The sequence below is a fragment of the Ruegeria sp. H7 genome, assembly GCF_056532945.1.
This window is the reverse complement of the sequence record NZ_JBQFNZ010000002.1, coordinates 615654-628076: the sequence shown is the minus strand read 5'-3', so window position 1 is coordinate 628076 and position 12423 is coordinate 615654. Positions and strand designations below refer to the sequence as shown.

General features: G+C 57.9%; 12 protein-coding genes and 1 pseudogene. 4 read left to right on the top strand and 9 right to left on the bottom strand.

Going from position 1 to position 12423, the window contains the following annotated elements; translation table 11 throughout:
- Positions 1–16 precede the first annotated feature (16 nt).
- Both trmFO and ACR0AC_RS08150 read right to left on the bottom strand, forming a co-directional pair.
- Positions 17–1357 (bottom strand): methylenetetrahydrofolate--tRNA-(uracil(54)-C(5))-methyltransferase (FADH(2)-oxidizing) TrmFO, encoded by a 1341-nt coding sequence (gene trmFO / locus ACR0AC_RS08155; protein ID WP_170450754.1) that lies wholly within the window; start codon positions 1355–1357, stop codon positions 17–19.
- Positions 1358–1614: 257 nt separating this feature from the next.
- Positions 1615–2409: pseudogene (locus ACR0AC_RS08150) on the bottom strand (enoyl-CoA hydratase); the annotation flags it as partial.
- A 49-nt stretch (positions 2410–2458) separates the two neighbouring features.
- Here ACR0AC_RS08150 and ACR0AC_RS08145 point away from each other — a divergent pair.
- The gene (locus ACR0AC_RS08145) at positions 2459–2902 is read left to right on the top strand and encodes a PaaI family thioesterase (protein ID WP_170450751.1); all 444 of its coding nucleotides are present in this window, start codon (positions 2459–2461) and stop codon (positions 2900–2902) included.
- A gap of 60 nt (positions 2903–2962) precedes the next feature.
- Here the strand turns inward: ACR0AC_RS08145 and ACR0AC_RS08140 are convergent, their stop codons facing one another.
- Entirely contained in the window at positions 2963–3190 is a 228-nt protein-coding gene (locus ACR0AC_RS08140; RefSeq protein ID WP_170450749.1) for a YjiS-like domain-containing protein, read from the bottom strand.
- 99 nt (positions 3191–3289) lie between these two features.
- Here ACR0AC_RS08140 and ACR0AC_RS08135 point away from each other — a divergent pair, with 99 nt between their 5' ends.
- Entirely contained in the window at positions 3290–4693 is a 1404-nt protein-coding gene (locus ACR0AC_RS08135; RefSeq protein WP_170621790.1) for an aminotransferase-like domain-containing protein, read from the top strand.
- A gap of 4 nt (positions 4694–4697) precedes the next feature.
- Here the strand turns inward: ACR0AC_RS08135 and ACR0AC_RS08130 are convergent, their stop codons facing one another.
- A complete protein-coding gene (locus ACR0AC_RS08130; RefSeq protein ID WP_170621791.1) occupies positions 4698–5444 on the bottom strand; it encodes a glycoside hydrolase family 19 protein in 747 nt (248 codons plus the stop codon).
- Positions 5445–5704: 260 nt separating this feature from the next.
- Between ACR0AC_RS08130 and rplM the strand changes: the two genes are divergently transcribed.
- Entirely contained in the window at positions 5705–6163 is a 459-nt protein-coding gene (gene rplM / locus ACR0AC_RS08125) for a 50S ribosomal protein L13 (RefSeq protein WP_039536983.1), read from the top strand.
- A gap of 6 nt (positions 6164–6169) precedes the next feature.
- Entirely contained in the window at positions 6170–6655 is a 486-nt protein-coding gene (rpsI, locus tag ACR0AC_RS08120; RefSeq protein ID WP_170518545.1) for a 30S ribosomal protein S9, read from the top strand.
- 57 nt (positions 6656–6712) lie between these two features.
- On the opposite strand, the gene ACR0AC_RS08115 is transcribed toward rpsI, so the two are convergent.
- The 5 genes from ACR0AC_RS08115 to ACR0AC_RS08095 are packed head-to-tail and all read right to left on the bottom strand — an operon-like array spanning position 6713 to position 12420.
- Positions 6713–7873: an ABC transporter substrate-binding protein gene (locus ACR0AC_RS08115; RefSeq protein ID WP_170621792.1), complete on the bottom strand. Its 1161-nt coding sequence runs from the start codon at positions 7871–7873 to the stop codon at positions 6713–6715.
- A gap of 26 nt (positions 7874–7899) precedes the next feature.
- A complete protein-coding gene (locus ACR0AC_RS08110) occupies positions 7900–9786 on the bottom strand; it encodes an AMP-dependent synthetase/ligase (RefSeq protein WP_480708186.1) in 1887 nt (628 codons plus the stop codon).
- A 5-nt stretch (positions 9787–9791) separates the two neighbouring features.
- Positions 9792–10565 (bottom strand): ABC transporter ATP-binding protein, encoded by a 774-nt coding sequence (locus tag ACR0AC_RS08105; protein ID WP_170450737.1) that lies wholly within the window; start codon positions 10563–10565, stop codon positions 9792–9794.
- A complete protein-coding gene (locus ACR0AC_RS08100) occupies positions 10562–11326 on the bottom strand; it encodes an ABC transporter ATP-binding protein (RefSeq protein ID WP_170450735.1) in 765 nt (254 codons plus the stop codon). Before ACR0AC_RS08100 ends, ACR0AC_RS08105 begins: the two co-directional genes overlap by 4 nt.
- A complete protein-coding gene (locus ACR0AC_RS08095) occupies positions 11323–12420 on the bottom strand; it encodes a branched-chain amino acid ABC transporter permease (RefSeq protein ID WP_480872739.1) in 1098 nt (365 codons plus the stop codon). The genes ACR0AC_RS08100 and ACR0AC_RS08095 overlap by 4 nt, the downstream gene beginning before the upstream one ends.
- Positions 12421–12423: the final 3 nt, after the last annotated feature.

Below are 12423 nucleotides of genomic sequence, written 5' to 3'. Positions count from 1 at the left end.
ACGGCGTCGCGTCCAGTCAGCACGCGGCCAGCCAGTTGGTCCATTCTTCTTTGGCGCGATCCGTGTAGGCTTTGTAACGGTCTTTGCGTCCGCGACGGCCGCCTTTCAGGCCATCGACAGGGCGGAACAGGCCGAAATTCACGTTCATGGGCTGAAAGGTCTTTGCCTCGGCCCCGCCGGTGATGTGGTGGATCAAGGCCCCCATGGCACTGTCTTGCGGTACGGTGGGTAGGGTGCGCCCCAAGATTTCGGCAGCAGCCAATCGGCCAGCAAGCAAACCCATCGCGGCGCTTTCGACATACCCCTCGACCCCGGTGATCTGACCGGCAAAGCGGATATTCGGTTTGGTTTTCAACCGCATCTGCGCGTCCAGCAACGTGGGCGAGTTGATAAACGTATTGCGGTGAATACCGCCCAAACGTGCGAAACTGGCGTTTTCAAGCCCGGGGATCATGCGGAACACCTCGGTCTGTGCGCCGTATTTCATCTTGGTCTGGAAACCCACAATGTTGAACAGCGTGCCCAAGGCATTGTCGCGACGCAATTGCACCACCGCATGAGGTTTCACGTCCGGCTGATGCGGATTGGTCAGGCCGACAGGCTTCATCGGACCGTGGCGCAGGGTTTCGCGACCACGCTCGGACATCACCTCGATCGGCAGACAGCCGTCAAAGTAACCTGCGGTCTCGCCTTCGTGGAACTCGGTCTTGTCGGCGGCCAGCAGGGCATCGATGAACGCTTCATACTGATCGCGGTCCATCGGGCAATTCAGATAGGCCGTACGTTCCTCTTCCGTCTCGCCCTTGTCATAGCGTGACTGCATCCAGGCCTGACTCATGTCGATGCTGTCAGCGTAGACAATGGGGGCAATGGCATCGAAGAAGGCCAGCGAGTCCGCACCGGTCTCGGCCCGGATTGCCTCACCCAAAGCCGGAGAGGTCAGGGGGCCGGTGGCAAAGATCCAATGCCCGTCATCGGGAAGGGTCGTGACCTCTTCGTCCGTCACGGTTACACGGGGATGGGCGCGCAGCTTGGCGGTGACATCCTCGGCAAACGGATCGCGATCGACGGCCAGTGCGCCCCCGGCGGGCAGGCGGTGCGCATCGGCGGTGGTCATGATTAGGCCGTTCGCGGCACGCATTTCCCAATGCAGCAGGCCCACGGCGTTTTGTTCGTCATCGTCGGACCGGAAGGAATTCGAACACACCATCTCGGCCAGATTGCCGGTCTGGTGCGCGAAAGTGCCGACATTGGGGCGCATTTCATGGATCACAACATCCACGCCCATCTCGGCGGCTTGCCATGCGGCCTCGGACCCGGCCATGCCGCCGCCCACGATATGCAAAACTTGTGTCATGCGCTGCCACATAGGGCAGGGGGCTGGCAGACGCAACTCAACCCTGTCAGTGGCTTCGAATTTTATGGGAGGGTCTTGGGGTCGCCGCTGCGGGAATGTCAACGCCGGTGAGAGAAACCAGCTTGGAGGGACCTTCCGCCCACGGCGACCCAAAAGTGTACCTGAGGCCTCAGCCTCGTCTCAGCTTTGCCACAGTGTCGCCCTTTTGAAAAGTGCAAAAATGAAAACAGTGGCAAAAAATGTACCTAACAATTGCGTCATTGCGTCCAATTCGGGGGGCGTTTCTCAATAAAGGCGGAAATGCCTTCTTCTGTGTCCCGATGCAGCATATTCTGCGCCATTACCTCTCCGGTATAGGTATAGGCCTGATCCAGCGGCATCTGAAGCTGTTGATAAAACGCCTCTTTTCCGATTTTAACGGCCGTTCCCAGCTTGCTGCCCAATTGCTCGGCCAATGAGATCGTTTCATGCTCCAGCAGCATTTCTGGCACAACACGATTGACCAGACCCAATTCCGCGGCCCGTTCAGCCGAGATGAAATCACCCGTTGTCAGCATCTCAAACGCATGTTTTTTGGGGATATTGCGGCTGAGCGCGACCATGGGGGTCGAGCAGAACAGCCCGATATTCACACCATTCACGCCAAATCGCGTGCCCTCGGCAGCGACCGCCAGATCACAGGTTGCCACCAACTGACAGCCCGCAGCCGTGGCGATGCCGTGCACTTGCGCGATAACCGGTTGCGGAAGTGTCTGAATGGACATCATCATTTTGGCGCAGCGCGCGAACAGGTCCTGGAAATAGGCCTTGCCGCCATCCTCGGACTGGCGCCCTGCGGTCATCTGTTTCAGGTCGTGCCCGGCACAAAAGGCCTTGCCCGCGCCCGACAGCGTGATCGCTCGAATCGAGCTGTCCTCGCGCAGCGCGTCGAATTCGGATTGAAGGGCCGCCAGCATCTCATCGCTCAGGGCATTCAGCCTGTCAGGCGCGTTCAGTTTCAACTGAGCTACCGCGCCTGTGTCGTTACGTTCCAAAATTGCCATCTTGCCCTCCCGCTGGCTGTTGGTCCAACTCTAGGGCGCGACGTTCAGGAGGGGAAGTATGGGTTTGGCGCTGCAGAAGGACGAACTGTCACAATACCTTCACCAGGTATTTCCGCAGGTGAAACAGGATTTTGTTGTCGAGGACCTGACCGAAGACAGTGTGACCATGCGGATGATGGTGGCCGAGCGTCACTTGCGCCCCGGTGGCACCGTATCTGGCCCGTCCATTTTCAGCCTGGCGGATGTCAGCGTCTATGCGATGGTTTTGGCGCGCAAGGGGCGTCAATCCCTGGCTGTTACCACCAACGGATCCTTGGATTTTCTGCGCAAACCGGAAGGCGGCAAGGATCTGATAGCCGAATGCCGGTTGTTGAAACTGGGGCGCAGCCTAGCGGTCGGGGATGTGCTGATCTTCTCGGAAGGGTCGAACAAGCCTGTGGCGCGGGCCAATATGACCTATTCCATCCCGCCCGAAGGTTCGGCTGCGGCAAAATTCGGTTGAAAAAGGGCCGGGGACGAACCCCGGCCTAGGAAGAGGTCCCGTGATGGGACTGGGGATAATTCAAAGCTGCCAGAAATAGCGTTTTACTTCGCGTGTGGCTTGCATGCGGGTCAAACCCACATCTTCAAGCAGCCTGTCATCCAGATAGCTCAGGTTAATACGACTGCGACGACGGCGTTCCCATTGAGTGACCGCCGCCGCAAACCGCACGGCCAGCGCGGCAATCAGCGGCAGCCGGGGGCTGTCGTTCAGCAGCAAGAGGGCGGGGTTGTGCATTGTGCGTGTCATCTCAGTATTCCTTTCAAATTGTATTGACACAAAGCATTGTTGTTCGGTACAGTTGCTTGATACATTCGATATTGTGTCAAATGCAAAGGAAGAATTGTAATGGATACAATTTGGCCAGAAGCACTGCCGAAATCCAAGGGGCCAAAATACACTCTGGTCGCCGACACAATACGAAAAGCCATCGAAAGCAAAACGTTAGACATCGGAACCAAGCTGCCGCCGGTGCGTGAGCTGGCGTATCGATTGAAAATCACTCCGGGCACAGTTGCGCGGGCTTATACGATTTTGACGGACGAAGGCTTGCTACAAGCTGAGGTTGGGCGTGGTACATTCGTGGCCCCGCCAAAGTCACCGATTCTGGACGATGTCTGGGCGCGGCAGCTGCATCTGCGGGACGATAAGTACAATGCCAATGTCAGCCTGTTTAGTCCTCGTTTGGCAGATGCCGGGCAGGTGGCGTTGATCCGGGAGTGTCTGCAAAAGGTCTCGCAAGCCGATCCGGGGCTGTTTTTGAATTATCCAACGCGCGATGCCTATCAACCGATGCGTCAGGCGGTTGTCGACTGGTTGTCGGACTTGCCGTTGGGTGCCGTCTCGCATGACGACATTGTACTGACCCACGGCGGTCAGAACGGGCTGTGTCTTGTGTTCCAGACAATCCTGCGCGGTCCAAAGCCGACTGTTCTGGTCGAAGATCTGTCTTATGCCGGGTTCCGACGGGCCGGAGAGCTAATGCGGGCCGAGGTCATTGGTGTGAAAATGGACAAATGGGGCATCGACCCGCAAGCGATGGAGCATGTGCTGCGGCAGAACCAGGCACAGGCTGTTTGCGTCTCGCCCGAAGTGCAAAACCCAACCGGCGCACATACGCCATTGGAGCGGCGCAAAGAGGTTGTCGAAGTGGCCCGCCGTTTCGATCTGCAAATCGTCGAGGACGATTGTTATCGTATGGGCGACGCCCGCGAACCCAGCTATCGCGCACTGGCACCGGAACGGGGTTGGCATGTCTCGTCAATCTCAAAGACCCTGACTCCGGCCTTGCGGGTCGGGTTTGCCATTGCTCCGAAGGAACGCAGCGTGGATCTGCGACGCTCGGCGGAATATGGGTATTTCGGTCTGGCGCAGCCGCTTGCGGAACTCACCCGGTTGATCCTGTCCGATCCCCGCACCCGCCAGATCGCGCAGGACGTACGGTCCTGTATGGGCGAATACGTGCGGGTGACGGTGAATGCGCTGGGGGGCTTTGATCTGAACTGGGCACCGGATGTGCCCTTTGTCTGGCTGAACTTGCCATCCGGCTGGCGCGCCGCCGCGTTCAGCCGCGCGGCTGAGCGGGAAGGGATACAGTTGCGATCTGCGGATGAGTTCGCCCTGCGAGACGGGCGCGCGCCGAACGCTGTGCGTATCGCAATGAACGGTCACGTCTCATTGCAGCGGTTCGAGGATGCCATGCTGCGGCTGCGGGCACTGCTGGACAATCCACCTGAACAAATCAGCGTCTAAGCGGTTACAACTCGTCCAGATAATCCTCGGCCAGATCGGCGATTTCCTTTTGCTTGTCGGTGCCATTGATGACTCGCCGCGCCTCAAGGAAATCGGTTTTACCTTTCGAGACATAATCTTCCAGCTTTCGCCCCGTGAATGTGCCGATCTTCATGCCGTGGGCGATGGTGAACAGGGACGCGTCGTGCCGAAGGGCCAGATCGGGATCACCGACCAGATCAAGCCCCAGAATGCTGGAATACACCTTGTAGTTATTCTCCCAGGTCAGTTGCACATAGCCGCGTCCGTAATAGGGATAGTAGCGAAAGTTGTCCCTCCGCCACTTTTCACTGAGCCAGTAGGCTTCCTTTACCGGTTCGAAAGTGTGCCCGGTTTCCCACTGCGCGGTTGCAAGGCCGTAGGCGATCTGGGTCTTCAATCCCAAACCGATAAAGCGGAACATGGCGGCGATGCTGTCTTTGACGTCATCTTTGCTGTCGGCAGGCATTGCGAAAATTGTGCGCAGCCGCTTGGCTTTTTTCTTCAGGTGATCGATCACAGCATCAGAGACGACCGAGGGATGGCCATTTCCAATGTCCTGCACCAGTTCGGCAAAGGCGTTTCGGGTTTTGGGTCCAATCAAACCATCCGCTTCACCAAGGGGGTGGGCGCAGATGGCCAACCCTCTTTGAACGGCGGCCAGACGGGTTTTATTCAGGTCATCCAATCGTGTACCCGGATCGATTTTGTCTAACGCGGACAGGTCCAGCATGTTCCCCTCCTGAAGTTTGTGCTTGCGATGCAATCGCGTTTTGGAAACTGTCAGAAATTGAAAAAATAGGGCTGCAGGATACTGCGCGAGGTAGAATTTGGATGGGGTAAAATAATACCTATTTTTTAACGCTTTGTAATTACGTAATAAAATAAGGTTTTAGGTTGTTGACGCGGCATTCCAGCGCGACTAAAACCCGTCCATCGAATTCGGGCCGCTCCGCTGGGGCGGTCTTTCACATCAAACAGGACTATCCTGCCATGAAAACCTTTTCTGCAACACCTGCAGACATCGACAAGAAATGGATCCTGATCGACGCCGAGGGCGTTGTTCTGGGCCGTCTTGCTTCGATCGTCGCCATGCGCCTGCGTGGCAAGCACAAAGCGTCGTTCACCCCGAACATGGACATGGGCGACAATGTCATTGTGATCAACGCTGACAAAATCCAGATGACCGGCAAGAAGCGCGAAGAGAACTTCTACTGGCACACGGGCCACCCGGGCGGCATCAAGTCGCGCACCAAACAGCAGATCCTGGAAGGTGCACACCCCGAGCGCGTCGTGACCCAGGCGGTCAAGCGCATGCTGCCGGGCAACCGTCTGGCGCGCCAGCAGATGACCAACCTGCGCGTTTATGCCGGTGCCGAGCACCCTCATGAGGCGCAAGCGCCCGAAGTTCTGGACGTCAAGTCCATGAACAAGAAAAACACCCGGAGCTAATGACCGATGGCTGATCAGATCAATACTCTCGAAGAGCTGAGCGCCGTCGCAGGCGTCGAAACCGTAGTCGAAGAAGTCATCGCACGTGAACCCGTGCGTGACGAACTGGGCCGTTCCTACGCCACCGGCAAGCGTAAAGACGCTGTTGCCCGCGTTTGGATCAAGCCGGGTTCCGGCAAGGTCACCGTGAACGGCAAAGACCAGGACAAGTATTTCGCGCGTCCCGTTCTGCAGCTGATCCTGCGCCAGCCGTTCCAGGTTGCCGGCGTGGAAGGTGAGTTTGACGTTGTTGCAACCGTCAAAGGCGGTGGCCTGACCGGTCAGGCCGGTGCGGTCAAGCACGGCATCTCGAAAGCGCTGCAACTGTACGATCCGTCGCTGCGCGGCGCTCTGAAAGCCGCTGGCTTCCTGACCCGCGACAGCCGCGTTGTGGAACGTAAGAAATACGGTAAGCGCAAAGCGCGTCGTTCGTTCCAGTTCTCGAAGCGTTAATCGCTGCGGAATACGACATTCGAAGGGCTCGCATTTGCGAGCCCTTTTTCTTTGCGATTACTCTTCGTAGACCAGTTTCCACGCCCCGTTTTCGACCACGTTCACAAAGACCGTGTCCGCGCCCTGATGGTCATCCGGGCCGTAGGTGATGTGGTTACCGACCAGTTCGTCGGTGTAGTCCAGCGACTCCATTGCCGCGATAAAGCTTTCATGGGTCAGGTCCGGACCGGCGGCCTCTAGCGCCTTGACCATCATTTCCGCAGCGGAATAGCCCAGCATCGCAAAGCCAACCGGATCTTCACCCGTTGCGGCCTTGTATTCCTCGATAAACGCAGCCGGCGCAGGTTCGTCGGCGCGTGCCCAAAGATCCTTCCACGACGCCGCCGCGTAGAAACCGTCGGTCACACCGCCCGGCACCTGCGCGACAACGGTCAGGAAGCTGGCCGAGGTGCCCAGGAATTTCATGTCGGTCAGGCCCATTTTCTTGGCAGTCCCAACGACCGTGATCGCCTGCCGTACGCCAAGCGCCATGGTGACGATGTCGCAGCCTTCTTCCTTGAGTTTGCTTAGCGAGCCGACAAAGTCCGTCTCATCCGGCTTGTGGGTGGTTTCTGCGACAAAGGAAATCCCGGCTTCTTCAGCTCCGGCTTTGCTGCCTTCCAGAATTTCCTCTCCAAAATCGGTGGGAAGATACATGGTGCAGACAGATTGTGATCCAAACTCACCGTTGAGGTATTTCACGCCAACCCGGGCCTGATCATAATAGGTCGAGAAGGATGTGAACTTATTGTCCATCGGTTCCTGCAGCATCTGCCGCGCGGCGGTAAGAGGGGCAACGTTGGGAATACCTTTGGGGTCCAGCAACTTGAACCCGGCCAGGTTCATCGGTGTGCCCAGCGATTGCAGCATGGCAAACACCTTGTCGCGGTTCAGCAGCTTGTTATAGCCCTGCATCGCGCGCGGCATCTGATAGCCATTGTCCTCGACCACATAGCGGATCGTGCGACCATGCACGCCACCTGCGGCATTCACTCGATCAAAGACCACATTCGCGCCTTTGGTGGCCGGAACACCCACGGCGGCGAAAATACCGCTCAGATCATTGACCGAGCCGATCACGATCTCATCGTCGGTGACCCCTTGCGTTTGCGCCCAACCCATCGTTGCCGCTGCAGTCAGCGCCGCAGCAACAGTCAGCCGGTTCCTCAGCTTGCTCATCTTTCTCCTCCCGTTTTATCCCTTGGTTAACTGTACATATCTTCAATCAAATGTGCGTGTTTCTTTTCTACCAGCCCTCGTTTCAACTTCATCGTGGCAGTCAGTTCATCGTCTTCTGCCGTCAACAATACATCGATCAGGCGGAAATCCTTGATCTGCTCTACCCGCGCGAAATCGGAATTGACTGAGGCGACTTCGGCACCGATCAGGTCCTTGATTTCGGTTGCCGCGCAAAGTGATGAGAAGTTCGAGAAGGGGATTTTGCGGTCCTGCGCAAATTTCTCGACGTTTTCCTGATCGATCATGATTAGCGCGGTCAGGTATTTGCGCTGATCACCCACGATCACCGCGTCCGAGATATAGTGGCTGAACTTCAATCGGCTTTCGATTTCAGCCGGGGTGATATTCTTGCCGCCCGCCGTGATGATAATGTCCTTCATCCGACCGGTGATCGAAAGAAACCCGTCCTCGTCAATTTTCCCGACATCGCCGGTGCGCAGCCAACCGTCGGTGGTAAAGCTTTCAGCGGTTTTGGCGTTGTTGCGCCAGTAGCCCTGAAAGACATTCAGGCCCTTTACCTGAATTTCCCCGTCGTCCGAGATACGCATGGCACACCCCTCGACCGCGCGGCCAATGGTGCCGACGCGGTTGTCTTCGATCGTGTTCAGGGATGCCAGACCCGAGGTCTCGGTCATGCCAAACCCTTCGATCAACGGGACACCAATGGCCCAGTACCATTTCAGCAGATCAGGTGAGATCGGCGCCGCCCCGGACCCGCCGCGGCGCATTTTGTCCATGCCCAGCATCCGCCGCAGATTGCGCAGCACCAGATGATCCCAGACCCAGAACCGCGCGGCAATACTGGTTGGGACAGGCTGGCCTGTCGTCAGGTACTCGGCCCTTGCCAACCCGGCCTTTACCGCCAGACCAAAGGCCAACCGGCCCAGCGGCGTGGCATCCTGCGACATGATCTGGACCTGCGCATAGATCTTCTCCCACACACGGGGAACAGCGGTGAATGTGGTGGGCGAGACCTCTTGCAGGTTGGCGAACACCGTTTCCGGGCTTTCGGCGAAATTGACGGTGCAGCGGGCGGCCAAGGGGAAAAAGACGGAAACATCCCGTTCGAGAATATGGCACAGGGGCAGGAAGCAGAGCTGCTCGTCGCTGGCCAGGGTCGGCAGCGCCCTTGCACCGCATTCGATACCGGCCAGAATGTTCTCGTGACTCAGCATCGCGCCTTTTGGTTGGCCAGTGGTGCCCGAGGTGTAGACCAGCAAGGCGGTGTCCTGCGGTTTGGCAAGGGCAATTTCGGCCTCGAACCGGCTCGGATCTTCGGCTTCGGCCTGTTTGCCAAGCGCATAGAGGTCTTCGATCATCATACAGCGGGGATGATCCAGATCGTGCAGACCTTCGTCTTCCAGAATGATGACCTTCAGCAGCCCCGGAACCTCGTCTTCGACCTCAAGAAACTTGTCCAGTTGTTCTTCATTCTCGACAACCAGAAACCGGCTATCGCTGTCATTGATCAGGTATTGCACCTGTTTGGCCGCGTCAGTGGTGTAGATTCCGGAAGAAATACCCCCAACGCCTTGGATGCCCATATCGAACCAGGCCCATTCCTTACGGTCCTCGGACAGGATCGAGACCACTTCGCCGCGCTCAAGCCCAAGTTTGCGCAGCGCCAGACCGATCCATTTCGCGTGTTGCCAATAGTCGGTCCACGAATAGGACTTCCAGATGCCCAGATCCTTTTCCCGATGGGCCGAGCGATCACCCAGTTCCGCGCAGCGGCTTTGGAAAAGGTCCGAGATCGTGATGCAGCCATCCACGCGCACGGGGCGCTGACCGGGCGTTGCGTTCAACTGCACGCCGTTGATCGTGATCTGAGGGGGCAGGGGGGTGCTGTCCATCCGTGTCACCTCCACGTCTTTTTCCGCTTCCAGCGGCGGTTTTCCCGCGCGCCTTCTTCCTGCACGCCCAGATAGAAATTCTGGATGTCCTCGGATTGCAGCAATGTGTCGGCAGCCCCATCCATGACGATGCGTCCGACCTCCATCACATAACCATGATGCGCCAGTTCCAGCGCCGCGTGGGCATTCTGTTCAACCAGCATCATCGTCATGTTCTGTTCGTCATTCAACCGTTTGAGGATGCCGAAGATCTCCTGAACAAGCAGCGGCGACAGACCCAGCGAGGGTTCGTCCAGCAGCATGATCTTTGGACTGGCCATCAGGCCCCGGCCAATCGCCAGCATTTGCTGCTGACCGCCTGACAGGGTTCCGGCCTCTTGTGCGCGACGCTCTTTCAGAACCGGGAAATAGCTGAACACCATCTCGCGATCCTGTTCGATCTGGGCTTTGTCCTTGGCCGTGTAGGCCCCGAGGCTGAGGTTTTCGTTCACGGTCAGCAGGGGAAATACCTCGCGGCCCTCGGGGACATGAACGATGCCTTGTTGCACAACCTTATGCGGCTCGGACCCCTGAATATCCCGCCCGTCGAAGGTGATCTTGCCTTTTTCGGGGTCCATGACGCCCGAGACGGTTTTCATCAGCGTGGTCTTACCCGCCCCATTGGCCCCAAGGATCGAGACGATCTGACCCGGATGCACATCCAGCGAGACACCGCGAATGGCCATGATCGGGCCATAGAAGCTTTCGATATTGCGGATTTTCAGGATCGGCTCGCTCATGAGGCTTTCCCCAGATAGGCCTCGACCACGGCCGGGTGGGATTGCACCTCGGCGGGTGTTCCGAGCGCCAGTTTGGCCCCATCCGCCATCGCCAGAACCCGGTCAGAGACGCCCGAGACCAGCCCCATGTCATGTTCGACCATCAAAACGGTGATCCCCATCTGCCGCCGGATGTCATCGATCCACCAGCGCATATCCGTGGTTTCCTCGACCGACAGGCCTGAGGCCGGTTCGTCCAGCAGCAACAGCTTTGGATCGGTGGCCAGCGCGCGCGCCACCTCGACCACTTTGCGCACACCGTAGGGCAAGCCCGAGATCATCTTGTCGCGATAGGCTTGCAGGTCGAGGAAGTCGATGATCTGTTCGACCTTCTCGCGGTTTTCCAATTCCTGCCTGCGGGCCGAGGGCAGGAACAGAACCTCGGACAGCAGGTTGGTTTTGCGGTGCCGGTGCCGACCGACCAGCAGGTTTTGCAGCACGGTGGCATGTTCGAACAACTCGATATTCTGAAAGGTCCGCGCCACGCCAAAGGCGGCCACGCCCGAAGGTTTCACCCGCAACAGATCATGCCCGTCAAAGCGGATCGAGCCCGCGACCGGGTCATAGAAGCGTGAGATCAGATTGAACACAGTGGACTTGCCCGCGCCGTTGGGGCCGACGATGGCAAACACCTCGCCTTCCTCGACCTCAAACGACAGATTGTCGACCGCGGTGACGCCGCCGAATTTCAGGGTGACGTTTTCAAACTCCAGCAGACTCATCTCAGACGCTCCGTCTTGAGATAGGATTTCTGCCGTTTGAACATGTCTTTGCGGTAGAAGGGGAACAGCTCGAACCAGGTGCGGATTTTCAGCCAGCGGCCATACATGCCCAAGGGTTCGAACAGGATGAAGGCGATCAGGATCATGCCGAAGATGCCGAATTCCAGCCCTGGAATGGCGACTGTATTGCCGCCGAACAGGGCACCAACGTACTCCTTCGAGATCGACAGGAATTGCGGCAGGAAGCCGATCACGACAGCCCCCAGAAATGCGCCGTGGATCGAGCCCAGTCCGCCTATCACAATCATCATCAGCAGCTGGATCGAGATCAGAACTGAAAAAGTTTCATTGTTGAACGCTCCGGAAAACATGCCCATCAGCGCACCTGCCCATCCGGTCACGGCACAGGACAGCGCGAACGAGATCATCTTGGTTCGGGCAATATCGACCCCCATGGCTTGCGCAGAAACTTCGGAATCCCGCACGGCGATGAAGCTGCGCCCCAAAGGTGCGCGCAGCAGGTTGATATAGCCCAGCGTGACCAGAACAGCGACGCTCAGCACCAGCCAGAAGAATGGGGCGGGGGTGCCCCAGCGACCAACGCTGAGGCCAAAGATGTCGACGCCGCCGATGAACTTGCCCGCCACGCCACCCGTCAGAGGCTCGGCCAGAACGATCACGTCATCCATCAGGATGGACAATGCCATGGTAAAGATCGCCAGATAGATCCCGTGCAGGCGCAGGGCAGGGATGGCGACGGTGACTCCGGCTATTCCGGTCAGGACGCCGGCCAGCGGGAAAGCGATCAGGAAGGGTACGCCAGCCTCGATCAGGATCACATTGGCATAACAGCCAAAGGCCAGAAATGCAGCGTGGCCAAGGCTGACCTGCCCCGTATGACCGGTCAGGATCATCAGCCCCAGACCGGCGATGGCCCAGATCAGGACATTGGTCAGCTCACCCAGATAAAAGTCATCCAGCCACCATGGGGCTGCCGCGACGACGACCAGCAGGAGTAGATACAGAACCAGTTGGTAGCGGTCTTTCCAGGGCCGGATGTCTTGCATGTAGTTGGTTTTGAAAACGATACGCATGGG